This window comes from Immundisolibacter cernigliae (assembly GCF_001697225.1).
GTDB classification, from domain to species: Bacteria; Pseudomonadota; Gammaproteobacteria; order Immundisolibacterales; family Immundisolibacteraceae; genus Immundisolibacter; species Immundisolibacter cernigliae.
In genome coordinates, this window is record NZ_CP014671.1 from 507,791 (window position 1) to 532,319 (window position 24,529).

Below are 24,529 nucleotides of genomic sequence, written 5' to 3' on the forward strand. Positions count from 1 at the left end.
CGCGCTGCAAAACCCGGCTGACAATGCATCGGCAGGCAGGCGGCTTGGCTGCACCGCTCTACCCGGCTCGGCAGCCGGCCGAACAAGCCCATGCGGGCTTCGCTCAGTCCGCCTTTTTGCTGCCAGACCGCCGCGACGGCTTCGGCGTGAGTCCGGCGTCCAGCGCAGGCTCCAGCGACCACGACTTCAGGGCCCGCAGCAGCGGACGCTTTTTGGTCTGGTGTTCCTGCATGCGCCGCAGGATGTTGTCGAGGGTGCGCAGCGCCTCCTGGATGTGCGGCCCCTTGTTCAGCATCACGCACTCGGCGCGCTCGCCCATGGCGGCGTCGGTGATCTCGGCCCGCGAGGGCACGCCGGTTTTGGCCAGCGTTTCGAGCACCTGCGTGGCCCACACGACCGGCATGTGGGCCGCCTCGCAGGCCCACAGGATCTCTTCCTGCACCTCGGCCAGGCGTTCGTAGCCGCATTCGACGGCCAGATCGCCGCGGGCGATCATGACCCCGGCGCTTTGGCACGCCATCGCCGCCAGCAGCATCTCGGGCAGGTGTTCGAAACCGCGCCGCGTCTCGATCTTCAGAATCACGCCCAGGTCGGGCGCCTGCAGTGCGCGCAAATGCCCGAGCAGCGCATGCACATCGGCCGCCGACTGTGCGAACGACAGGCCGATCAGGTCCGCATGGCGGGCCACCGTCGCCAGATCCTGGATGTCCCTGGCCGTCAGCGCGGGCAAATGCAGGTCGCTGTCGGGCAGGTTGATGCCCTTGTCGGCCGGCAGGGTCTCGCCACCGACTCGGGCCTCGGTGATCTCGACCCGCAGCTGCTTGAGCGAAGCGCGCCGGATCACGCCGCCGATGCGCCCGTCATCGAACCAGATGCGCTCGCCGCGGCGCACCTGCGCAAACACTTCGGGCAGGGTGCAGGAAATCATGGCCGGTTTCGCCCGCCGCCGGTCCGCGCCCGGCACGGCGTCACGCCCAGGACCGTCTGACGTGAGCAACAAGGTATCCCCGCGCTTCAGGTGCAGCCGACCGACAGCCGGTGGCAGGTCGCCAAGCCCGGTCTCCACGGGCTGCTGGCCTCGCCGCTGCAGGCGCAGCCGGGTCTGCTCGACCAGATAGGTGGTCTGAAGCCCGGCCAGCAGCACGCCGGTGGCGGTGCGCGCTCTCACCTCGAACGAGCGCCGCGCGCCGCGCGCGTCAACACACTGAACCCGGGCGCCGACGCGCACCTTGTCCAGCCACGTCGGCTCCACGCCCACATGCCAGCTCGCCCCCGGCACCACCGCGCTGCTGCCGACCGCGCGCAGGCCAAGCAGCGCCGGCGCGACAACCTGGCCCAAGGCGTTGCGTGCCGGCTTGACCTTGAGCACCGGCTGACCCGCGGCGACCGGGCCGGTACGCAACTTCGGACCGGCCAGGTCCATCAGGATGCGCACCGGCCGGCCAAGGCGACGGGCCGCCTGGCGCACCCGCTTGGCCATCGCCACCCACGCATCCGGGCCGTCGTGCGCGCAGTTGATGCGGGCGATGTCCATGCCGCCCTCGACCAGGGCGGCCACCAGCGCATCATCGGCCGCCGCCTGCGGCGGCAGGGTCACCATGATGCGCACCGTGCGCTGGGTGGGCGGCGGTCCGAACAAGGCCTCCGCGTGGTGGTCCAAGAGCGCCGGCCCGCGCCGGAAGCCGACCGGCTCGTCACCCGCCCGGTTGGCCCACACGCGCCCCGCCAGCAGGTGCAGCAGGCCCAGCACCTTGTCCACATTGGCCAGCGCATGGGTCTCGGCACGTCCGAGCGACGACACACCGACCCAGGCCAGACGGTCCTGCAGACGCCGCATGTCGTAGCGCCGCATGGCAAGGTAATGCGCCAGGTTGACGGCGCTCGGGCGCCAGCCGGGCTCGATGTCCGCAAGCGTCGGCGCCAGTCGCGCCTGCGCTTCCAGCATCGACTCGCGCAGCACCTGCAGCTCGCCGATCAGGGCATCGCAGGCTGCCGGGTCCCAGGCAGAGGCGTCGCCGACAAGGGTTTTCTTGACCATAGGTTTCCAGTTTCCCGGATGACAGTCTGGGCAACCAATGTGGCCGTTGCGCGACATACCCGGCAACTGCCTCATCGGCCTTGAACAACGGACCCTGGGTTGGCGGAAGGTCAGGCCATCCCGACAGAACCCGGGCCGGGATGATCCTGCACCGCACGCGCCAACTGACAATCTGCCAGCGCAAGTGTCCGGCCCGCTTAAAATGGCCGCCTCGTCCCGCCACCCGCACCCAGGCCCGCACCATGACCGCCACCCTGATCCTGATACGCCACGGCCGCTCGCTGTGGAACGACCAGAACCGCTTCACCGGCTGGGTCGACGTGCCGCTGATGGAGCGCGGCTGGCAGGAGGCCGAAACGGCCGGTCGCCTGCTGGCCGATTACCGCTTCGATGCCGCCTACGCCTCGCACCTGCAGCGCGCCATCTGCACCCTGCAGGTGGTGCTGCGCGCCAACCGCGGCGGGCGCACGCCGATCTTCATCCCGGCCGAGGGCACCGTGCCGCGCGAGTCCTACCGGCCGAACGAGCACGAGTTTCCGGCCTTTCTGCACGTCGTGCCGCTGGCCGAGCGCCATTACGGCGACCTGCAGGGCCTGAACAAGGACGAGGTGCTGGCCCAGTACGGGGAGGCGCAGTTCGTGAAGTGGCGCCGCGGTTATGACACCCCGCCGCCCAACGGCGAGAGCCTCAAGGACACCGTGGCACGCGCCCTGCCCTACTTCAACAGCGAGATTCGGCCGCGCCTGCTCACGGGCGAGACGGTGCTGATTTCAGCCCACGGCAATTCACTGCGTGCCCTGACCAAGGAACTGGAAGGCATTTCCGACCAGGACATCATCAAGCTGGAAATCCCGACCGGCGTGCCGATCGTCTACCGGCTGGATGTCGATGGCGAGCGGCTGCGCATCGTCGACAAGCAGGTGCTGGGCACCGGCTGAGCCGGCCATGGCGCGTCTGCGCCTGCCGCGCACGGTCTGGGTGCTCGGCTTCGCCTCGCTGCTGAACGACACCGCCAGCGAGATGATCGCGCCCCTGCTGCCGGTGTTCCTGACCGCCGTGCTGGGCGCCGCACCGGCCGCCATCGGCCTGATCGAGGGCCTGGCCGTGGCCACCGCCAGCGTGCTGCAGCTGGTTTCCGGTCGCCTCGCCGACCGTGGCGTCAGCACCCGTTGGCTGGTGCTGGGTGGCTACGGTGCCTCGAACCTGGTGCGTCCGCTGATCGCGCTGGCCTGGGCCTGGCCGGTGGTGTTGCTGTTGCGTTTTGCCGACCGCATCGGCAAGGGTCTGCGCACCTCGCCACGCGACGCCCTGCTGGCCGGGGCGGTCGGGGAACAGCACCGCGGCCTGGTGTTCGGCTTTCACCGGGCCATGGATCACGGCGGCGCCATGCTGGGGCCGCTGCTGGCGTTTGGCCTGCTGCAGGCCGGCCTGAGCACGCCGCAGGTGTTTGCGGCCTCGGTGGCGCCCGGTGCGCTGGTGTTGCTGTGCCTGGGCTTTGGGCTGCGCGAGGCCAGGGCGACCCCAGCCGAGCAGCCGGCGCCGCTGCGCTGGGGCCTGCTCGACCGCCGCGTGCGCAGCCTGATCGGCGCCGCCGGGCTGCTGGCGGTCGCCAGCGTGCCGGACGCCTTCCTGGTGCTGTGGGCCTATCAGAGCGGCATCGAGGTGGTCTGGCTGCCGCTGCTGTGGGCAGCGGCGCATGCGGTCCGCTCGGCCATATCGGTCCCGGCCGGTTATTTGTCGGACCGCCTCGGGCGCATCCCCGTCGTTACCGGTGGCTGGCTGATCCGCGCCGGCCTGCTGGCCGTGATGGGCACCGTCAGCCGGGACGGCACGCTGTTGTGGGGCCTGTTTCTGGCCTATGCCGGCGCCACCGCCTGCACCGAAGGCGCCGAGCGCGCGCTGATCGGCGATCGCGCCCCGCCGGAACAGAAAGGCACCGCATTTGGCATCTACTACCTGGTCAGCGGCCTGCTGGCCTTGCCCGGCGCGCTGCTGTTCGGCGGCCTGTGGCAGACCTTTGGCCAGGGCAGCGCATTCGCCGTGGCCGCCGCCATCACGCTGATCGGCGCCGGCGCCTTTCTGCACCAGGCGCGGCGATCGGGCTAACTTCGCAAACCGCGCGCCCTGTCGACCCCGCACGGCGCACGACCGGAAAGCCCTTGGTCAGGCCTTGCAGGGCGCGAACCGCTTGACGGGGAATCGCCTTTACGACTGCAAGGTTCCGGTTTGGATTTGCGACCCTGGACCCGGCCGGCTGCTGCGCAAGCGCGCGCCGTCGCGGCACAGCCACGTCCTAGCCCCGATTCGCCACCAGCTCCTCCACCACCGTCGGGTCGGCCAGCGTGGTGGTGTCGCCGATGCTCGCCAGGTCGTTCTCGGCGATCTTGCGCAGGATGCGACGCATGATCTTGCCCGAGCGGGTCTTGGGCAGGCCGGGCGCCCACTGGATCACGTCCGGGCTGGCGATGGCGCCGATTTCCTTGCGTACCGTCGCCAGCAGTTCGTCGCGCAGGGCCGGTGTCGGCTCGCGGCCGGCCATGAGCGTGACGAAGGCGTAAATCCCCTGGCCCTTGATCTCGTGCGGGTAGCCGACCACGGCCGCCTCGGCCACGGCCGGGTGCAGCACCAGCGCCGATTCGATCTCGGCCGTGCCCAGACGGTGGCCGGACACGTTGATCACGTCGTCCACGCGGCCGGTGATCCAGTAGTAGCCGTCCTCGTCGCGCCGGCAGCCGTCGCCGGTGAAGTAGTAGCCCGGATAGGCCTTGAGGTATGTGTCGATGAAGCGCTGGTGGTCGCCGTAGACGCTGCGCATCATGCCCGGCCAGGAGCGCTTCAGGACCAGGTTGCCGCTGGCCGCGCCGGGCAGCTCGTTGCCATCGGCGTCCATCAGCGCCGGCTCGATGCCGAACAGCGGCTTGGTGGCCGAGCCGGGCTTGAGCGCCGTCGCCCCCGGCAGCGGCGAGATCAGGATGCCGCCGGTCTCGGTCTGCCACCAGGTGTCCACGATCGGGCAGCGCCCCTCGCCCACCACGCGGTGGTACCACTCCCAGGCCTCCGGGTTGATCGGCTCGCCGACCGAACCGAGCAGGCGCAGGGATTTGCGGCTGGTGCCCAGCACCGGGCCGTCACCGGCGCGCATCAGGGCGCGGATGGCGGTCGGCGCCGTGTAGAAGATGTTGACCTGGTGCTTGTCGATGACTTCCCAGAAACGGGCCGGCGTGGGGTGCGTCGGGACGCCCTCGAACACCAGGCTGGTGGCGCCATTGGCCAGCGGCCCGTAGACGATGTAGCTGTGGCCGGTGACCCAGCCGACGTCGGCCGTGCACCAGTAGACGTCGCCGTCGTGGTAGTCGAACACGTATTTGTGCGTCAGGGCCACGTAGGTCAGATAGCCGCCGGTGGTGTGCAGCACGCCCTTGGGTTTGCCGGTCGAACCCGAGGTGTAGAGGATGAACAGCGGGTCTTCCGCATCCATCGGCTCGGCTGGGCAGTCGGCACTGGCCGAGGCCAGCAGGTCCTGGTACCAGCCGTCGCGGCCGTCCTGCCAGGCGATGTCGGCGCCGGTGTGGCGGTACACCAGCACGGTGTGTACGTTGGGGCAGCCTTCGAGCGCCTGATCGACGTTGGCCTTCAGCGGAATCGCCTTGCCGCCGCGCAGGCCCTGGTCGGCGGTAATGACCACGCGGCAGTCGGAATCCAGAATCCGGCTCTTGATGGATTCGGGCGAGAAGCCGCCGAACACCACCGAATGCACGGCGCCGATGCGCGCGCAGGCCAGCATGGCCGCAACCGCGGCCGGGATCATCGGCATGTAGATGCAGACCCGGTCGCCTTTCTTGACGCCGCGGGTCTTTAGCACATTCGCCAGGCGGCAGACCTCATCGTGCAGCTCGCGGTAGGTGACGTGGCGGGCGAAGGCCGGATCGTCGCCCTCCCAGATCAGCGCCGTCTGCTCGCCGCGGGTGGCCAGGTGCCGGTCCAGGCAGTTCCAGGCCACGTTCAGCTTGCCGCCGGCAAACCAGCGGATGTGGCCGGCGGCCAGGTCTTCCTCGCACACCGTCCGCCAGGGTTCGAACCAGCTGACGAAACGCCCGGCCTGCTCGGCCCAGAAACCATCCCGATCGGCCAGCGAGCGGGCATAAAGGGCCTCGTAGTCGGCGGCCTTCAGATGCGCGCGGGCGGCAAAGTCGGCCGGTACCGGATAGATTTTCTCGTCGGACATGGGTTCCCCTGATGGCTCACGCGCCGTGAGGCGACGGCGTTCGAACAACGAATGGTAAGTAAGCCGGCGATGGGCGTCGAGAAAAGCGACCCGCCACGGCCAGGCGAGGACACACGCATGGAACATTCCCCCGAGGATCGGCACGAGGCGGCCATCCGCAGCGCCTGGCAAGGCAACGCCGCGCCGTGGACTGCCGCCGTGCGCCAGCAGCGCATCGACAGCCGCCGGCTGGTGACCGATCAGGCCATCGTGGAGGCGGTCATGCGCCAACAGCCCAAACGCGTACTCGATGCCGGTTGCGGCGAGGGCTGGCTCTCGCGCCGCCTGACGGCACTCGGTCTGGCGGTGCTGGGCGTGGACGCGGAGCAAGGCCTGATCGACGTGGCCCAAGCGAGCGGCGGGTGTGAATTCACGGTCGCGTCGTACGACGACCTGGCGGCCGGCATCATCGGGCAGAGCTTCGACACCGTGGTGTGCAACTTCGCCCTGCTCGGTCGGGGCTCGACCGAGGCACTGTTTCGCGCCGCGCCGACGCTGCTGCGCCCCGGCGGCACGCTGGTGGTGCAGACCCTGCACCCGCACACCGGCGACCACGGCCTGCCCTACCGCAACGGCTGGCGCGAGGGTTCCTGGGCCGGCTGCGGCCCGGGCTTTGCGGACCCGGCGCCGTGGTACTTCCGCACCCTGGAAAGCTGGGTACGGCTGTTCGCCGATCATGGCTTGCCGCTGATCGCGCTGGACGAACCTGTACACCCGCTCACGGGTCGGCCGGCGTCGGTGATCCTCACCGGGCGGCGGCCGGGGTCTTTGCCAACCCGCCCGTAATTCGGGGGGCCGGCCTGCTGCGGAGGCGGGTTGACCTGCCGCGGCGATCGCCGCGATCGATGATCCGGCACCACACGTGCTTGCTTGATGCTGCCGGTGGCGGCAATTACCGTGACCAGGCGCAGCGAGCCAGGGCGCGCATGCCCTGTCTCGATCACGTGTTGGGGGGGCGCCGACTTGATCGAAAGCATCGCACTCCCCGATCTGCTGCCAAACTATAGCCGGGCGCGGTTCGACACCAATGGAACGCGGCGGAACCTGCGCGCCTCGGCAGCCCACACCGGCCGTAAACCCAGTCACAGGAGACAGCGTGAACAACGAAAACCGCCGGCGGCGGCGCAACGCCGGCGTGCTTGCCGCCGTGGCCATCGCCGCCGTGCTGGCGTACGCAGGCTGGCGGTACGTACTCGAGCGCGACCGCGCGCACAACGGCACCGCCAGCGGCAATGGCCGCATCGAGGCGATCGAAATCGACGTCGCCGCCAAGATTCCGGGGCGGATCAAGGAAATCCTGGCCCACGAGGGCGACTTCGTCAGCGCCGGAGCGGAGCTGGCGCGCATGGACACGGCCGTGCTCGAAGCCCAGCGCGCCGAGGCCCAGGCGCAGCTCGAGCGGGCGCGCAGCGGCGTCGCCACCGCCGAGAGCCTGGTGCACCAGCGCGAGGCCGAAAAACGCGCTGCCGAGGCGCGGGTGGCGCAAAACGAAGCCGAACGCGTGGCGGCGCAAAAGCACCTCGCCCGCTCGCGCGAACTCAGCGCGCGTCTCGCCATCTCCGAGCAGGAGCTCGACGACCAGCAGGCACGGTTCGAGGCGGCGGCGGCGGCGGTGGCGGCGGCGCGCGCGCAGGTGGCGGCCGCCGATGCGGCCCTCGTCAACAGCCGCGCGCAGGTGATCGACGCCGGCGCGGCGGTGGATGCGGCTCGCGCCACCATCGACCGCATCCAGGCCGACATCGACGACAGCGTGCTGCGCTCGCCCCGCGATGGGCGCGTGCAGTACCGCGTGGCCGAACCCGGCGAGGTGCTGCCGGCCGGCGGCGTGGTGCTGAACCTGGTCGACCTGGGCGAGGTGTACATGAGCTTTTTCCTGCCCACGGCGCAGGCCGGCCGGGTGGCGCTGGGCGACGAGGCGCGCCTGGTGCTGGATGCCGCGCCGCAGTACGTGGTGCCGGCGCGGGTGTCGTTCGTCGCCGACGTGGCGCAGTTCACGCCCAAGACGGTCGAAACCGCCGAGGAGCGGCAAAAACTGATGTTCCGCGTCAAGGCCAACATCGACCCCGAGCTGCTGCAAAAACACCTCAGGCAGGTCAAGACCGGCCTGCCGGGCGTCGCCTACGTGCGCGTCGATCGCAACGCCGCCTGGCCTGAGCACCTGGCGATCACGCTGCCGCCGTGACCGCCGCGCGCCCCGCCACCGCGCCGCCGGGCGGCGACCGGGTGGCCCGCCTGAGCGGCGTTGGCCTGCGCTACGGCAAGACCGAGGCGCTGGCCGATGTGACGCTCGATCTGCCGGGCGGTTGCATGGTCGGCCTGATCGGCCCGGACGGCGTCGGCAAGTCGAGTCTGCTGGCGCTGGTCTCCGGCGCCCGCGCCGTCCAGACGGGACAGGTGGACGTGCTCGGCGGCGATATGGCCGATGCGCGCCATCGCCGCAGAGTCGGCCCGCGTATCGCCTACATGCCGCAGGGCCTGGGGCGGAACCTGTATCCGACGCTCTCGGTGTTCGAGAACCTCGACTTCTTCGGCCGCCTGTTCGGGCATGACGGCGGCGAACGGGCGCGCCGCATCGAGATGCTGACACAGGCCACCGGGCTCAATCCGTTTCTCGCTCGCCCGGCAGGCAAGCTGTCCGGCGGCATGAAGCAGAAGCTCGGCCTGTGCTGCGCGCTGATCCACGATCCGGACCTGCTCATCCTCGACGAGCCGACCACCGGCGTCGATCCCCTGTCACGGCGCCAGTTCTGGGAGCTGATCGCCGGCATCCGTCGTTCCCGGCCCGGCATGAGCGTGCTGGTGGCCACGGCCTACATGGAGGAGGCGGCACGCTTCGACTGGCTGGCGGCGATGGACGATGGGCGGGTGCTGGCCAGCGACACGCCCCAGGGCCTGCTGCAGAGCACGGGGACGGATTCGCTGGAGGCGGCCTTCATCCGGCTGCTGCCGGAAGACAAGCGCCGGGATCATCGGGCGGTCGAGATTCCGCCGCGGCCGCAAGACGATGGCGATACCGCGATCGAGGCCGAAGACCTGACCATGCGCTTTGGCGAGTTCACCGCGGTCGACCGGGTGAACCTGCGTGTCCCACGGGGCGAGATCTTCGGTTTTCTCGGCTCCAACGGCTGTGGCAAGACCACGACCATGAAGATGCTGACCGGCCTGCTGCCGCCGAGTGAAGGCCGGGCCTGGCTGTTCGGACACGAGGTGGACCCGCACGACCTGGCGACCCGCCGCCGCGTCGGCTACATGTCGCAGTTCTTCTCGCTCTACACCGAGCTGACGGTGCGGCAGAACCTGGAGCTGCATGCCCGGCTGTTCCACGTGCCCGCTGCCCAGATTGCAGGGCGCGTGGACGAAATGGTCGAGCGATTCGATCTGGCCGCGGTGATCGACACCCTGCCGGACAAGCTGCCGCTGGGCATCCGCCAGCGCCTGTCGCTGGCGGTGGCCATGATCCACAAGCCCGAGATGCTGATCCTCGACGAGCCCACCTCGGGAGTCGACCCGGTGGCGCGCGACGCCTTCTGGCGCATGCTGGTCGAGCTGTCGCGCCGCGACGGGGTGACCATCTTCATCTCCACCCACTTCATGAACGAAGCCGAGCGCTGCGACCGCATCTCGCTGATGCACGCCGGCCGGGTGCTGGTCACCGACGTGCCCGCGGCCCTGGCAGGCAAGCGCGGTGTGGGCAGCCTGGAGGACGCCTTTGTCGCCTATCTGGAAGATGCCGCAGCGCAGGACACGGGCGAGGCGCACCAGGCGAACACAAGCACTTCGCTCGATTCGATTGACGCATCGGCAGGCCATGTCGAACCACAGGGCTGGCGGCGCCTGTTCGACCCCCGCCGCATGCTCAGCCATGCCCGGCGCGAAGGGCTGGAACTGCGCCGCGATCCCATCCGGCTGACGCTGGCGCTGCTCGGCAGCGTCATCCTGATGTTCGTGATGGGCTATGGGATCAGCCTCGATGTCGAGGATCTGACCTTCGCGGTGCTGGATCGCGACCAGACCACCGTCAGCCGCGACTACACGCTGAACCTCGCCGGCTCCCGCTACTTCGTCGAGCGGGCGCCGATTACCGGTTATGCCGATCTGGACCGGCGCATGCGCGAAGGCGACATCAGTCTGGCGATCGAGATCCCGCCGGGCTTCGCGCGCGACATCGCCCGCGGCCGGCGGGTCGAGATCGGTGCCTGGATCGACGGCGCCATGCCGACGCGGGGCGAGACCGTGCGCGGCTATGTGCAGGGGATTCATGCCCACTGGCTGGCAACCAGGGCGCGCGAGGCCGGCCACGGCGAGGCTTTGGCCGGGCTCGTGAATATCGAGACCCGGTTCCGCTACAACCCGGACGTCAAGAGCCTGGTGGCGATGGTGCCGGCGGTGATCCCGCTGCTGCTCATGCTGATCCCGGCCATGCTCGCGGCGCTCAGCGTGGTGCGCGAGAAGGAGCTCGGCTCGATCACCAACTTCTATGTCACGCCGACCACGCGGCTCGAATTCCTGCTCGGCAAGCAGCTCCCGTACGTGATCCTGTCCTTCCTGAGCTTCCTGCTGCTCACGCTGCTGGCGGTGACCGTCTTCGGCGTGCCGCTGAAGGGCAGCTTCCTGACGCTGGCGGCGGGCGCGCTGCTCTATGTCGGTGCCGCCACGGCCTTGGGGCTGCTGATTTCCACCTTCATGCGCAGCCAGATCGCGGCGATCTTCGGCACGGCCGTGCTCAGCATCCTGCCGGCGGCGAGCTTCTCCGGCATGATCGACCCGGTCTCGTCCCTCGAAGGGATGGGCCGACTGATCGGCGAAATCTATCCGACCACGCATTTCCTGACGATCGCGCGCGGCACCTTCTCGAAGGCCCTCAACTTCTCCGACCTGCATGCCGCCTTTGTGCCGCTGGCGCTGGCGGTGCCGATCCTGATCGGGCTGTCCGCGGCCCTGCTCAAGAAGCAGGAGCGCTAGTCCATGCGCCCGGCCAATATTCTCCATCTCGGTGTCAAGGAACTGCGCAGCCTGGTACGCGACCCGATCATGCTGGTGCTGATCGTCTACGCCTTCACTCTTTCGGTCTACACGGCGGCCACGGCCATGCCGGAGACCCTCAACAAGGCGCCGATCGCGGTGGTGAACGAGGATCGCTCGCCGCTGTCATGGCGCATCGTCAGCGCCTTTTACCCGCCGTACTTTGTTCCCCCCGAGATGATCGACCAGGCCCAGATGGATGCCCGCATGGATGCCGGCCTCGACACCTTCGCCCTCGACATCCCGCCCAACTTCCAGCGCGATCTGCTGGCGGGGCGGCGGCCCACGATCCAGCTCAACGTCGATGCCACGCGCATGAGCCAGGCCTTCACCGGCAGCGGCTATATCCAGGCTATCGTCACCGACGAGGTGCGCAGCTTCGCGCAGCGCTACCGCGAGGTGCCCGAGCTGCCGGTCGATCTGGCGCTGCGGGTGCGCTTCAATCCCCAGCTCGACAAGTCGTGGTTCGGTGCCATCATGCAGGTCATCAACAACGTGACCATGCTGTCCATCGTCCTCACCGGCGCCGCGCTGATCCGCGAGCGCGAGCACGGCACGATCGAGCATCTGCTGGTCATGCCGGTCACGCCGTTGGAGATCATGACCAGCAAGGTGTGGGCGATGGGGCTGGTCGTGCTTGCCGCCACCGCCTTCGCGCTCACCGCCGTCGTGCAGGGCTGGCTGTCGGTGCCGATCCAGGGCTCGCTCGCGCTGTTCCTGGCCGGGGCGGCGCTGCATCTGTTCGCGACCACCTCGATGGGCATCTTCCTTGGCACCGTCGCCCGCTCCATGCCGCAGTTCGCCCTGCTGCTCATGCTGGTGCTGCTGCCGCTGCAGATGCTGTCCGGTGGCTCGACGCCGCGCGAGAGCATGCCGGAGGCTGTCCAGTACATCATGCTCGCCGCGCCCAACACGCATTTCGTGATGCTGGCCCAGGCGATCCTGTACCGCGGCGCGGGCTTCACCGCCGTTTGGCCGCAGTTCCTGGCCATCGCCGCCATCGGCTCGGTGCTGTTCGCCCTGGCGCTGGCGCGCTTCCGGCGCAGTCTCGCCACCATGGCCTGAGAAACCGCATCCTCGGGATTTTTCGGTTCCTGAATCCTGCGGCGAGCCGGATGCGCTTCACTCAACGCTTGTCGATCTTCGGCTCGGCCCAGGTGCCGGTGACCCGGTAGTGCTGTTCGGTGGCCTTGTCGATCGCGCCCTCGAAGATCTTCTGCCCCAGATAAATGGCCGCACCCACCCCGGGCGCGGCGATGGCGCCGGCCAGCGGCAGGCTGGAGGTGACCTGCGGCACCACCAGCACCTGCACGTCCAGACTGCGGTCGACCAGGTTGGTGTGGCCGTTGAGCGTCAGGTGCGCCGCCGGGCCGCGCACGCGCAGGTTCTTCAGTTGCGCATCGCCGGCCGCCAGCTGCAGCTCGCCGTCCATGCGGTCGATGGCAAAGCCGCGCCCGAACACGTCCCGGAAATCCAGCGTCAGGCGGCGCATGACGCTGTCCAGGCTCAGGATGCCGAACAGGCGCCCGACACCGGGCTCGACGTCCGGCAGCGTGCCATTGCGCAACTGCCCGCTGACCTGGCCGCTCAGAACGGCAAAGCCGAACGCGCCCGGACTGCCCGGCCAGGACACCTGCGCCTGCACCTTGCCGCGGCCACCCCGCACCAGGTTGGCCACCCCGAAGCGCGCCAGAAATGCCCCGAAGTCCTTGAAATCCGCCGTCGCGTCCAGGCGACTCTCGGCCCGCTGAGCGGTGCCCGTCCAGCTGCCGCGGCCGCCGATGGCGCCGTACTCGCCACGCAGGTCCAGGCGGTCGAAATCGAGCCCGTCGGCGAGGCGCTGGCTGCTGAACTCGAGCGCACCGAAGTCCTCGCCGCCGTAGCGCAGGGCGCCGATCCGGCCGCGCAGCGCCGGCGCGCTGGCCGGATCCACGCCGGCGCTGTCACCGCTGCCGGCACCGTCCTGGCGCTTCATGAACAGCCGGGCCAGGTCCAGCCCGACCGTTTGCGCCTGGCCGGTGCCGCGCACGCTCACCTTGCCGGCCACGTCGGCGGCATCCAGATCGATGTCCCAGCCCTCGCTGCGCAGCACCTGCAGGCGCACGCCGGCGAAGGACTGGCCGAGGTAATCGAGCCGGTCGGCATACACATCCACCCGCGGCGCCGGCCAGGCGCCACCGGCCGCGCCGCCGAAATGCCGGCCCAGCCACGCCAACCAGGGCCCCAGTGGCAGCTGCGCGAGGCGCCCGTGCACGTTGAAGCCGGCCGGCGGCAGGCGCGTTTCGACGCCGATCGCCAGATCGCCACGGCGCAGCGCCGTGCCGCCGCCTGCCACGGGCGCCAGATCGAGCCGCGCGGTCAGCGGCTGCGCGCTCAGCGTCACGTCCCAGGCGCGGGTCGGCGCCGCGCAGGCACACTGCGCGCGCACGTGCAGGGGCTGGCTGCGCAGCACGTCCAGCGGCGCCGGCAGCTCGCCGGTGGCCTTGGCCAGATCCAGGTTCAGGTCAAGATCCAGCTTGCCGTCGCCGCTGATATCGACTCCGCCCTGCCACGGCACGGCACCGGCGAACAGCTCTGGCCAGGGCAGGCGCAGGTAGCGGGTGATTTGCGCCGCGTCGGCCTGGCCGCGCGGCTCGACCCGCAGCCGGCTGCCCAGCGCGCTGGCCAGGTCGAACACCACCGGCCCGCCGAACAGCCGGGCCTGGACCGCCTTTGCGCTCAGGCCGCCCTGATCGAACTGCACCGCTCCGCGCAGCTCCTGCACGGTCAGTCCGCTGCCGGCGATGGTCAACGCATTTCCGGCCAGCTGCGTACTGCCGGACACCTGTGTCGACTTGACCGGACCGGTGAAGACCAGGTCGAGCTTGACCTTCGTCTGCGCCGTGCCGTCGAAGGCCAGGCGCTCGACCCGACCGCCGAAGCGGCTTGCCAGCGGCGACTGCTGCACGAAACGGAGCACATCCTGCGCCGGACCGTCGACGACGCCATCCAGCAACAGCCGCTTGCTCGGCAGCGCCACGTCCGGAATGCGCACCTGCACGGCGCTGGCCCGGCTGTCGAGCAGCCGGCCCTCGTCCAGGCTCAGGAAAAACTCCGGTCCCCGCAGCCCGAACTGGCCGCGCCCCGCGCTCACCGCCGGCCAGCCCGCGCCGGGTTGATAGTCGAGCCCGACGTCGACAAAGCGCGCCGTGCCCAGGAACTGGCCCTGCCCGTCGCGGAACGGAAAGCGTCGCGGATCGCCCCGCAGCAGTGCCTGCACGTCGCTGAGCGTGCCGGCCTGGATGGCCTTCCTGCCCCAGTCGATGAACTTCGGCGACAGTCCGCGATCCGGCAGCAGGGCGAAGAACTCGGCCGCGGGCGCCAGCGGCGTGCCGGCCTGAATGAACAGGTCGGGCTCGCCACCGGCCGGCAGGCTCAGCCGGCCGCGCGCTGCAAGCTCGATGTTTCCGCGGCGACCGGAAAAACCGGTCAGCTGGGTATCGATCCCGGCCGGCGACCACTGCGCGGTCAGCTCGCCCTGCGCGGCGTCCAGTTGCAGGGGCTCGGCATAGGCGCGGGGCGCATCCAGGGTCAAGTGCGGCGCACCGGCCAGGGTGAAGCTGGCCGCCGCCTCGGTCAGGCGCAGCTCGCCGGCGGCGCCGGCCAGGCCCGGCAAGGCACCGTCCGGCTGCCAGGCCAGGTCGTCCACCTGGACAGCCAGCCGCAGCGGTCTTGGGGTAGTGCCGGCCAGGCCCGCGACGAGCCGCAGATCACGACCGCGCAGGGTCGGATCAGCGCCTGCGAGGCGCGTTGCCAGCGCGTTTTGTGGTGACGCCAGCAATGCCGCAACGGGACCGAATCGGGGCAGGTCGATCAGGCCGCCGGTCAGGGCCAGCGTGTCGCCACTGCGCTGAAGCAAGGCGCGATCCAGACGCCACAGACGCTCGCCAGACTCGGCCCGCAGGCTGTCCAGGCCGGCCATCCAGCCGTCGGCCGTGCGCTGCATCACGCCCGACAGGTGCAGCGCATCCAGAACCAGACCGGTTTGCGCATCGGCCCGCTGCAACTCGCCCCGCCCATCAACCGCGCCGTGCAGGCGCGTGATCCGGCCTTCCTTCCAGCGCAGCCACAGTTCGCCGTCGAGCTCGCCGCCGAACAGGAACGGCCCCAGCGGCACACCGGCGCCGACCACCTCCCGTGCGGTCACGTAGGCCCGTCCGTCGGTAGCGGCAAGCTCACCCGCAAGACCGCCCATCTCGGCCCGCAGCCTGAAACTGCCGCTGGCCGCCCCGCCCACGCCGACGCGCAGGTCCAGCCAGTGCCGCGCGCCGCGTCGCTGCACGGTCACGTCGGCCGGCTCCAGACGCAGCATGCGGCCGGCCTGCGTGAGGTCGGTGACATCGATCACGGCTGCTCGCAGGCGCACCTGCGGCTGGGCCAGCAGCCAGGACGACAGCCCGTCGTCGCCGCCCTCGCCTACCTGCATGCCGCCGACCTGCCAGTGCCCGTCCGGCAGGCGCACCACGGCAAGGTGCAAGCCTTCGATCTGCAACGCGGCCAAGCGCGGCGCCCAGGCGCGCAGCGAGGCCAGCCAGTCGAAGCGCAGGCTCAGCGCCGCCACCCGCGTCACGCTGCCGTCGCTGCCAAGGACGCTGGCGTCGCGCAGGGAAATTTCCGGCGTGTTGCCGCGCAGGCCGGCGCTCAGGCCGGAGAACTGCACCGGGTATCCGAGCGCCTGGCTGACCACGGCCGCCACCTGCTCCGGTCGCTGGTCCAGCTGCGGCAGCAGCACGCGCAGTGCGCTCAGGCCCGTGGCCGTGAGTACCAGCAGCACGAACGCAGTCCACGCCAATAGCCGGTACAGACGGCCGATCAGAACGCGCATGGCCGCGGTGCAGTGGATCGGGCAGGCACCGGCTCAGTGCTCCCGGTGATACGGCAGCTTGTGCAGCAGGCTCCAGGCGCGGTACAGCTGCTCGGCCACCAGCACCCGCGCCAGCATGTGCGGAAAGGTCAGCCGCGACAGCGACCAGCTGGCCCGGGCGCGAGCGCGTACGCCCGGACCAAAACCGTCGGCGCCGCCGATCAGCAGCGCCAGCGGCCCGCCGTGCTCCAGCCAACCGGAAAAGGCATCGGCCAGGGCTTCGGAATCGTATTGCTCACCCCGCGAGTCGAGCAGCACCGGCCAGGCACTGTCCGGCAACGCCGCCAGCAGGCGGGCGTCTTCCTGCGCCAGTGCGGCGGCGAGGCCACCTGCGCTGCGCCGGGCCGGCGGGATTTCCTTCAGCTCCACCTTCAGGCGTCGCCCGAAACGGCTCAGATAATCGCCACAGGCGGCGCTGACCCAGGCCGGCGGTCGGTGGCCGACCGCCAGAATCAGCACCTGGCTCACGCGCCGTCGCCGGCCTGCTCTGCCTTGGGCCGACCCGGCCGCGCCGACCACAGGTCTTCGAGGCGGTACAGGGCGCGCGTCTGCGGCAGCATCACGTGCAGCACCAGGTCGACCAGGTCCACCAGCACCCATTCGGCGCCGCTGTCGCCTTCCATGCCCAGCACCGGGTAACCGGCGGCCTTGGCGGCGTCGCGGGCGGATTCGGCCAGGGCCCGCACATGGCGGCTCGAGGTGCCGCTGGCAACCACCATGACGGAGGTGAGACTGGTCAGCTGGCTGACGTCGAGCACCGTCACGTCGACGGCTTTGAGTTCTTCGAGTGCGCTGAGCACCACGGCCTGCAGGCCGGCCAAGTCTTGCGGCATGTTTCAGTCGGTATAGAGGTGATGGCGGCGAATGTACCGCAGGCAACTGTCGGTCACGAGAAAGCGCACGCTGCGCCCGGCGCGCAGCGCGGCCCGCACGCGGGTGGCGGAAATGTCCAGCGGCGGCAGTGCCTGACGCCACACCAGACCCGCCGGCGACGCGGCCAGCGCCTGCGCGCTGTCGGCCCAGCGGCCGGCCACGGCCCGGGCGAGCGCGGGCGGCAATTCCTGGATCGGCGCGGCCACCGGCGGACGCTGCATGACCACCAGGTGGGCCAGTTCGAACAGCTCCTGCCAGCGGTGCCAGGTGGTGAGCCCCACAAAGGCGTCTTCGCCGACCAGCAGGCACAGCGGCCGCCGGCCAAGCTGCGCCCGCAGGCCGGTCAGCGTATCGACCGTATAGGACGGCCCGGCACGCTCGAGTTCCCGATCATCCACGGTAAGGCCGGCCACGCCGCGCACCGCCAGGCGCAGCATGGCCAGGCGCTGGGCGGCGCTTGCCGCCGGTTGCGGGCGGTGTGGCGGCACGTGGGCCGGCACCAGGCGTACCTGCGCCAGATCCAGCGCATCGCGGATTTCGATCGCCGCCCGCAGATGGCCGACGTGCACCGGGTCGAAGGTGCCGCCCAGGATGCCGACCGGTCGCAAGCGGCGGCGCCCGCGCACGGCGGCGGCCGTCAGGTGCGTACCTCGCCGTTGCCCAGCACCACCCACTTCTGGCTGGTCAGCCCTTCCAGCCCGACCGGCCCGCGGGCGTGCAGCTTGTCGGTGCTGATGCCGATCTCGGCGCCCAGGCCGTACTCGAAGCCGTCGGCGAAGCGGGTCGAGGCGTTGACCATCACCGAGGCCGAATCGACCTCGCGCAGGAAGCGGTCGGCGCGCCCAAGGTCGCGGGTGATGATCGCTTCGGTGTGCGCCGAGCCGTAGCGGGCGATGTGCTCCATGGCCTTGTCCAGGCCGTCCACCACGCGCACGGCCAGGATCGGCGCCAGGTACTCGGCGTACCAGTCGGCCTCGCTGGCCGGCGTCATGCCCGGCACCTGGGCACGGGCGCGCTCGCAGCCGCGCAGCTCGACGCCTTTTTCCGCCATGTCGGCGGCGATGGCCGGCAACACGGCCGCCTCGCCGGCCGCCACCAACAGCGTCTCCAGTGCGTTGCACACGCCATAGCGGTGGGTCTTGGCGTTCAGCACGATGCGCCGGGCCATGTCCGGGTCGGCGCCGTCGTCGATGTAGACATGGCACACGCCATCCAGGTGCTTCAGGACCGGCACCCGCGCCTGCTGCATGACGGCCTGGATCAGCCCCTTGCCGCCGCGCGGCACGATGATGTCCACGTACTCGGCCAGGCCGGCCAGCAGCCCGACAGCGGCGCGATCGGTGATTTCAAGCACCTGCACGGCCGTGGCCGGCAGGCCGGCGGCTTCAAGGCCGGCAGCAATGCAGGCGGCGATGGCCAGGTTCGAGTGCAGCGCCTCCGAGCCGCCGCGCAGGATGCAGGCATTGCCGGATTTCAGGCACAGTCCGGCAGCATCGGCAGTGACGTTGGGGCGCGATTCGTAAATGATGCCGACCACGCCCAGCGGCACGCGCATGCGCCCGACGCGGATGCCGGACGGCCGGGCGCGCAGCTCGTCGACGGCGCCGACCGGATCCGGCAGCGCCGCGATCTGCCGCAGCCCGTCGGCCATGCCGGCGATGCCCCGCGCGTCCAGCAGCAGGCGGTCGAGCAGTGCCTCGTCCAGGCCGGCGGCCCGGCCGGCCGCCAGATCCCTGTCATTGGCCGCCCGCAAGGCCGCTTCGCTGCGCTGCAGGGCGTCGGCAATCGCCAGCAGGGCGGCGTTCTTGGCGCCGGTGCTGGCGCGGGCCATGTGTCGCGCGGCCTGGCGGGCGCGCTGGCCAAGCTGCTGCATGTAAGCGTCGAGTTCCACGGTCAGCTCCGCTGTGGGTGGGCGGGAGATTGTCCAGCCGCTCTGGCGGGACCGGCCATGCGCAGCGCCAGCGCCGTCAGTGCCTGCCAGGGCTCGACACCGCCGCCGACGCCCTTGTTGGCACGATCGACCTGCGCCGCCTGCGCCAGCAGGCCCTGCCAGGCGGCCGGCGGGCGGCGGCGGGCGGCGCGCTCGATCAGCTCGCGCCGACGTGGCGGCTGGCCGAAGCTGTTGCCGTCGATCAGCCGCTGCAGGTCCTGCGTCAGCTGCCACAGGGCCAGGATGGGCGTCTCGCCGGAGTCCTTCAGGTGCGCCAGCGCGCGGGTCAGGCGCTGGCGGTCGCCGGCCAGCACCGCATCGGCCAGATCCCGCGTCGCGTAGCGCGTGCTGTCACCGACCGCCTGCAGCACGCCGTCACGGTCCAGCGCACCGCCCGGCGGCGCCAGCAGGGCCAGCTTGTCCAGTTCCTGCGCGGCGGCCAGCAGGTTGCCTTCGGTCAGGTCGGCCAGCAGTGCGGCCGCCGGTTCGTCCAGAATCAGGCCCAGCCCACGCGCCCGGGCCACCAGCCAGCGCGGCAGCGCGGCGACCTCCAGCGGCCAGGCATACATGACCACTCCGACCCGATCGCAGGCCGCGAACCAGGCGCTGTCGCGCGTGCGCTTGTCGAAACCGTCACCGGTCAGCAGCAGCAGCACGTCCGGCGGCGGCGCGGCGAGGTAGTCGCACAAGGCCGCAATACCGTCCTCGGCCAGCTTGCCGCTGCCAACGCGCAGTTCGATCAGGCGCCGCTGCGCGAACAGCGACAGGCTGGCCGCCTCGCCGCGCAGCAGGCTCCAGTCGAAGCCACGCTCGACCTCGTGCACCACCCGCTCGTCATAACCGGCCGCCCGCGCCGCACTGCGCACGGCAGTGGCGGCATCGGCCACCAACAAGGGCTCCTCGCCCGCCAGCAGGTACACCGGCGCCAGGCCGCGGGCCAGGGCCGCGGGCAGCTGCTCCGGTTTCAGCGGCACGGCCGAATCAGCCCAGGCGCGCCGCCAGGCGCCGCATGATCTGCTGCACCGCCTGGTCCTGCAGCTCCAGGCGGCCGGCGCTCTGCTCGCTCTGGCTGCCGAGCACGTTGGTTTCGTCGTAGCTGACATCGCGCAGCAGCTCGACGGTCTGCGGCGCGACCAGGAAGCTGCCGTCCCGCTTTCGCAGCTCGAAACCCAGGGTGTAGCGCAGCTCGTGCTCGCGCACGCGGGCGTCGGTGCCCACGGACAGCACCCGCGTGTCGAATCTCGGGTTGCTGATCTGCAGCACCGCATCGGCGGCCGTGGCGTCCTCGACCAGGCGCACGCCGCGGCTGGCCAGCGTGCGCTGCAGGCGGTGGCGCAGGTCGTAGTCGTAGCCCGGCACGTCGATGAACACCGCCCCCACCGTGGCCGGCAGCTGGTAGTTGCCGCGCACGTGAAAGCCGCAGCCGGACATCAGCAACAGTGCGGCCAGGGCCGGAAAAAAGAGAAATCGGCGCATGGATCAGTTCACCCGGTGTTCAGTCGACAGTTCAGACAACGATATTGACCAGCTTGCCCGGCACCACAATGACCTTGCGCACCGGCGCCTCGCCCACGAAACGCTGCACGTTCGGCTCGGCCAGCGCCGCCGCGCGCACGGCGTCCTGATCGGCGCCGGCCGGCACGCGCACGGTGCCGCGCAGCTTGCCCGAAACCTGCACCGCCAGCGTGATTTCGTCGGCTTGCAGCGCCGCCGGGTCGACCACCGGCCAGGGCGCGCGCAGCAGCGGGCCTTCGAAACCCAGCTCATCCCACAGACCATGCGTGATGTGCGGCACGATCGGCGACAGCAGACGCAGCAGAATGGACAGGCCTTCCTCGACCAGCGCCAGGTAGCCGCCACCGGCTTGCGGCACCGGCAGGCGCGACAGCTCGTTCAGCATCTTCATGCCGGCCGACACCACGGTGTTGAACTGGTTCTTGCGAAAGTCGTGGCTGGCCTGCTGCAGACAGGTGTGGATTTCGCGCCGCGCGGCGCGCTGCGCATCGTCCAGCGCCTGTGCATCGGCGGCCGGCGCGGTCTCCCGCCAGGCGCGAAAATCGGCCGCGAAAGCCCACAGGCGCTTCAGGAAACGGTTGGCACCGGCCACGCCCTCGTCGGACCACTCCAGCGCCTGGTCCGGGGACGAGGCGAAAATGATGAACAGCCGCGCCGTGTCCGCGCCGTAGCGATCAATCAGCGCCTGCGGATCGACCGTGTTGCCCTTGGACTTGGACATCTTGGCGCCGTCCTTGAGCACCATTCCCTGCGTGAGCAGGCGCGTGAACGGCTCGCTGGCGCTGATCAGGCCCTCGTCGCGCATCAGCTTGGTAAAGAAGCGCGCGTACAGCAGGTGCAGGATGGCGTGCTCGATGCCACCGACGTACTGGTCCACCGGCAGCCAGTGATCGGCGCGCCGGTCCAGCATGGCCGTGTCCAGATCGGGACAGGCAAAGCGCGCGAAGTACCAGGACGACTCGAAAAACGTGTCGAAGGTGTCGGTCTCGCGCCGCGCCGCACGACCGCAGTCCGGGCAGGTGGTCTCGTAGAACTCGGGCATGCGCGTCAGCGGCGAGCCGCTGCCGTCCACCGTGACGTCCTCGGGCAAGCGCACCGGCAGCTGCGCGTCCGGCACCGGCACCGGTCCGCAGGCCTCGCAGTGGATGACCGGGATCGGGCAGCCCCAGTAGCGCTGGCGGGACACGCCCCAGTCGCGCAGGCGGTATTGCACGCGCCGGGCGCCGATGCCGCGCGCTTGCGCCAGGTCGGCGATGGCGTCGAAGGCGGCCTGAAACTCCAGACCGTCGTGCGGTCCGGAGTTGATCAGCAGGCCCTTGTCGGTGAACGCGGCGTGTTCGACCAGGCTCTCCGGATCGCCGTCGAAACCGGCCGGCGCCACCACCGGCCGGATCGGCAGCCGGTACTGGCGGGCGAACTCCCAGTCCCGCTGGTCATGGCCGGGCACCGCCATGATGGCGCCCTCGCCGTAGTCCATCAGCACGAAATTGGCCACCCACACCGGCATCGGCTCGCCGGTCAGCGGATGCACGGCGCGCAGGCCCGTGTCGACGCCGAGCTTGTCCTGGGTCTGCAGCGCCGCCTCGCTGGTCTCGCGCGGTTTGAGCGCCTCGATGGCGTCGGCCAGCGCCGGGGTGCCGGCTGCCACCTGCTGCGCCAGCGGATGCTCGGCCGCCACCGCCATGTAGGTGGCGCCGTACAGCGTGTCCGGGCGCGTGGTGAATACCTTCAGCGGGCCGTAACCGGGCACCTCGAAACTCAGCTCCATGCCCACCGAGCGGCCGATCCAGTTGCGCTGCATGGTCTTGACCGGCTCCGGCCAGTCCAGGCCGTCCAGCTCCGCCAGCAGCTCGTCGGCATAGGCCGTGATGCGCAGGAACCACTGCGGAATCTCGCGCCGCTCGACCAGCGCGCCGGAGCGCCAGCCGCGCCCGTCGATGACCTGCTCGTTGGCCAATACCGTCTGGTCGACCGGGTCCCAGTTGACCGCCGCCAGCCTGCGGTAGGCCAGGCCTTTCTTGAGCAGCCGCGTGAACAGCCACTGTTCCCAGCGGTAGTACTCGGGCCGGCAGGTGGCGATCTCGCGCCGCCAGTCGTAGGCGAAGCCCAGGCGCTGCAGCTGCGCGCGCATGTGGGCGATGTTGTCGTAGGTCCAGCGCGACGGCGCGATGCCGCGCTGGATGGCGGCGTTCTCGGCCGGCATGCCAAACGCGTCCCAGCCCATCGGCTGCAGCACGCGCCGGCCCTGCATCATCTGAAAGCGCGCCAGCACGTCGCCGATCGTGTAATTGCGCACGTGGCCCATGTGCAGCGCGCCCGACGGGTACGGGAACATCGACAGGCAGTAGAACTTCTCGCCCGGGCCGTCGTCGGCCGCCGCGAAGGCGTGGTGTTCCTGCCACCAGGCCTGGACCTGGGCTTCGACCGTGGCGGCGTCGTACTGGCGATTCATGAAGGACTGCGCAAGGGGCGGCAAAAAGACCGCCGATTATAGCCGCCGGCCCGCGCCCGCCCGGCCCCGCCACCCGCCGACCAGGCACAGCGCCACGCACAGCAGCGTCACCGGCGTCTCGCCGAAGCGCGCGAACGGCGTCAGGCCCCGCTGCGGGACCAGCTCGCCGCGCAGCACGGCCTGCTCGAAGGGCGCCGCGCGGGCCGTGACCCGGCCGCGGTGGTCGATGATGGCGGTAAGCCCCGTGTTGGTGGCGCGGGCAATCGGTCTGCCCAACTCACGGGCCCGCATGCGGGCGATGTCCAGGTGCTGCGACGGGGCGGTGGAATCGCCAAACCAGGCATCGTTGCTGATGTTGATCAGCCAGTCGGCGGCCGCGCCGGCGCGCAGTTCCTGCGGGAACAGGATCTCGTAACACACCGACGCCGCCGCCTGCGATTCGCCGATCCGCAGCAACGGCTGGCCCGGACCACCGGTCGAGAAATCCGACATCGGCACCGCCAGCAGGTCCAGCACCGGGCCGATCTGGCGCTGCAGCGGCACGTACTCGCCAAACGGCACCAGGTGCCGCTTGCGGTACTCGCCGCCCGGACCCGTCAACTGCACCAGGGCGTTGTAGTAGCGCCCGTCGGCGTCCTCGGTCGGCATGCCGATCAGCAGCGCGGCGCCACCACGCTGGGCAGCCTCGCGCAGCGCGGTGAAATAGCCGGCATCGACCTGGCTCGGCAATGCGGGAATGGCGTTTTCCGGCCAGATGACGACATCGGCGTCGAACTGCCCGGTGCTCAGGCGCCGGTAGCGGGCCAGTGTTTCCTCGAAATGGGCCGGATCCCACTTCATCTGCTGCTCGACGTTGCCCTGCACCAGAGCGACGCGCACCGGCGACCCGGCCGGTTGCGTCCAGTCCAGCCCGTCCAGCGCCAGCCCGCCGGCCGTCAGCGCGACGAATATCAGGACTGCCGGCCAGCGCCGCCGGGGCCGGTTTGACAGGTGGACCAGCAAGGCCGCCGCGGCAGTCAGGGCCAGCCCGACGCCGGCCATCCCGAGCAGCGGCGCGAAGGCACCAAGCGGACTGTCGATCTGGCTGTAGCCGGGCGCCAGCCACGGGAAGCCGGTCAGCAGCCAGGAACGCAGCCATTCGGCCAGGCCCAGCGTTCCCGGCGCAGCGATTAAAAAGGCGCCGTCACGGGCACCAAGACGTCTGGCCGCATACAGCGCCAAGGCCGGAAACAGCGCCAGATAGGCAACCAGCGCCGCCGTGACCAGCGTCGCACTGGCGGCATCCATGTTGCCGTAGCGATAACAGCTGATGAAGATCCAGTACAGGCCGCCGCCGAACCAGGCCAGACCGAACACATAGCCGCGGGCCGCCGCCTCCCGCGCGGTGCCCCGCATGGCCACGGTCAGCAATCCGGCCAGCGCCAGCAGTGCCAGCGGCCACAGACCAAACGGCGCATAGGCCAGCGGCATCAGTCCGCCGGCCAGGGCCGCCAGCAGCAGGCCAGCGCGGCGGTTTCGCGCCATCAAGGCGC

The 24,529-nt window shown here is 70.4% G+C and carries 17 protein-coding genes; 6 read left to right on the forward strand and 11 right to left on the reverse strand.

Annotation, left to right across the window (positions count from 1 at the left end; genetic code table 11):
• Nucleotides 1-103: 103 nt before the first annotated feature.
• Nucleotides 104-2,038 carry a pyruvate kinase gene (locus PG2T_RS02445; RefSeq protein ID WP_068802668.1) on the reverse strand — a complete coding sequence of 645 codons (1,935 nt, stop codon included), beginning with the start codon at nt 2,036-2,038 and terminating at the stop codon, nt 104-106.
• A 242-nt stretch (nt 2,039-2,280) separates the two neighbouring features.
• Here PG2T_RS02445 and PG2T_RS02450 point away from each other — a divergent pair, with 242 nt between their 5' ends.
• Together PG2T_RS02450 and PG2T_RS02455 are read left to right on the forward strand one after the other, a co-directional pair.
• The gene (locus tag PG2T_RS02450) at nt 2,281-2,976 is read left to right on the forward strand and encodes a 2,3-bisphosphoglycerate-dependent phosphoglycerate mutase (RefSeq protein ID WP_068807602.1); all 696 of its coding nucleotides are present in this window, start codon (nt 2,281-2,283) and stop codon (nt 2,974-2,976) included.
• Between the two features lie 7 nt (nt 2,977-2,983).
• Nucleotides 2,984-4,144: an MFS transporter gene (locus tag PG2T_RS02455; protein WP_068802669.1), complete on the forward strand. Its 1,161-nt coding sequence runs from the start codon at nt 2,984-2,986 to the stop codon at nt 4,142-4,144.
• A 187-nt stretch (nt 4,145-4,331) separates the two neighbouring features.
• Here PG2T_RS02455 and acs read toward each other — a convergent pair whose 3' ends face one another.
• Nucleotides 4,332-6,263, reverse strand: a complete 1,932-nt coding sequence (gene acs, locus PG2T_RS02460) for an acetate--CoA ligase (RefSeq protein ID WP_068802670.1) — start codon at nt 6,261-6,263, stop codon at nt 4,332-4,334.
• Nucleotides 6,264-6,380: 117 nt separating this feature from the next.
• Here acs and PG2T_RS02465 point away from each other — a divergent pair, with 117 nt between their 5' ends.
• From PG2T_RS02465 to PG2T_RS02480, 4 genes are all read left to right on the forward strand, one after another.
• Entirely contained in the window at nt 6,381-7,088 is a 708-nt protein-coding gene (locus PG2T_RS02465; protein WP_068802671.1) for a class I SAM-dependent methyltransferase, read from the forward strand.
• Between the two features lie 310 nt (nt 7,089-7,398).
• A complete protein-coding gene (locus PG2T_RS02470; protein WP_068802672.1) occupies nt 7,399-8,484 on the forward strand; it encodes an HlyD family secretion protein in 1,086 nt (361 codons plus the stop codon).
• Nucleotides 8,481-11,264 carry a ribosome-associated ATPase/putative transporter RbbA gene (rbbA, locus tag PG2T_RS02475; protein WP_068802673.1) on the forward strand — a complete coding sequence of 928 codons (2,784 nt, stop codon included), beginning with the start codon at nt 8,481-8,483 and terminating at the stop codon, nt 11,262-11,264. The genes PG2T_RS02470 and rbbA overlap by 4 nt, the downstream gene beginning before the upstream one ends.
• A 3-nt stretch (nt 11,265-11,267) precedes the next feature.
• Complete coding sequence (locus PG2T_RS02480) at nt 11,268-12,389, forward strand: ABC transporter permease (RefSeq protein ID WP_068802674.1); 1,122 nt, start codon at nt 11,268-11,270, stop codon at nt 12,387-12,389.
• Between the two features lie 61 nt (nt 12,390-12,450).
• Here PG2T_RS02480 and PG2T_RS02485 read toward each other — a convergent pair whose 3' ends face one another.
• Genes PG2T_RS02485 through lnt form a run of 9 tightly spaced genes read right to left on the reverse strand, consistent with a single transcriptional unit; the run spans nt 12,451 to nt 24,521 of the window.
• Nucleotides 12,451-16,188, reverse strand: coding sequence for a YhdP family protein (locus PG2T_RS02485; protein ID WP_068802675.1), 3,738 nt, complete (start codon nt 16,186-16,188; stop codon nt 12,451-12,453).
• A 33-nt stretch (nt 16,189-16,221) separates the two neighbouring features.
• Nucleotides 16,222-16,695, reverse strand: a complete 474-nt coding sequence (gene rlmH / locus PG2T_RS02490; RefSeq protein ID WP_068802676.1) for a 23S rRNA (pseudouridine(1915)-N(3))-methyltransferase RlmH — start codon at nt 16,693-16,695, stop codon at nt 16,222-16,224.
• Nucleotides 16,692-17,060 (reverse strand): ribosome silencing factor, encoded by a 369-nt coding sequence (gene rsfS, locus PG2T_RS02495; RefSeq protein ID WP_068802677.1) that lies wholly within the window; start codon nt 17,058-17,060, stop codon nt 16,692-16,694. The genes rlmH and rsfS overlap by 4 nt, the downstream gene beginning before the upstream one ends.
• Before the next feature lie 3 nt (nt 17,061-17,063).
• Nucleotides 17,064-17,708, reverse strand: a complete 645-nt coding sequence (nadD, locus tag PG2T_RS02500) for a nicotinate-nucleotide adenylyltransferase (RefSeq protein WP_068807605.1) — start codon at nt 17,706-17,708, stop codon at nt 17,064-17,066.
• Nucleotides 17,709-17,737: 29 nt separating this feature from the next.
• Nucleotides 17,738-18,973, reverse strand: a complete 1,236-nt coding sequence (locus PG2T_RS02505; RefSeq protein WP_068807608.1) for a glutamate-5-semialdehyde dehydrogenase — start codon at nt 18,971-18,973, stop codon at nt 17,738-17,740.
• 20 nt (nt 18,974-18,993) lie between these two features.
• Entirely contained in the window at nt 18,994-20,004 is a 1,011-nt protein-coding gene (gene holA / locus PG2T_RS02510) for a DNA polymerase III subunit delta (RefSeq protein WP_068802678.1), read from the reverse strand.
• A gap of 7 nt (nt 20,005-20,011) precedes the next feature.
• Nucleotides 20,012-20,506 (reverse strand): LPS-assembly lipoprotein LptE, encoded by a 495-nt coding sequence (locus PG2T_RS02515; protein WP_068802679.1) that lies wholly within the window; start codon nt 20,504-20,506, stop codon nt 20,012-20,014.
• A 31-nt stretch (nt 20,507-20,537) separates the two neighbouring features.
• Nucleotides 20,538-22,997 carry a leucine--tRNA ligase gene (gene leuS / locus PG2T_RS02520; protein WP_068802680.1) on the reverse strand — a complete coding sequence of 820 codons (2,460 nt, stop codon included), beginning with the start codon at nt 22,995-22,997 and terminating at the stop codon, nt 20,538-20,540.
• Nucleotides 22,998-23,033: 36 nt separating this feature from the next.
• On the reverse strand, nt 23,034-24,521 hold the full coding sequence (gene lnt / locus PG2T_RS02525) for an apolipoprotein N-acyltransferase (protein WP_075968121.1): 1,488 nt from the start codon (nt 24,519-24,521) through the stop codon (nt 23,034-23,036).
• Between the last annotated feature and the right edge of the window lie 8 nt (nt 24,522-24,529).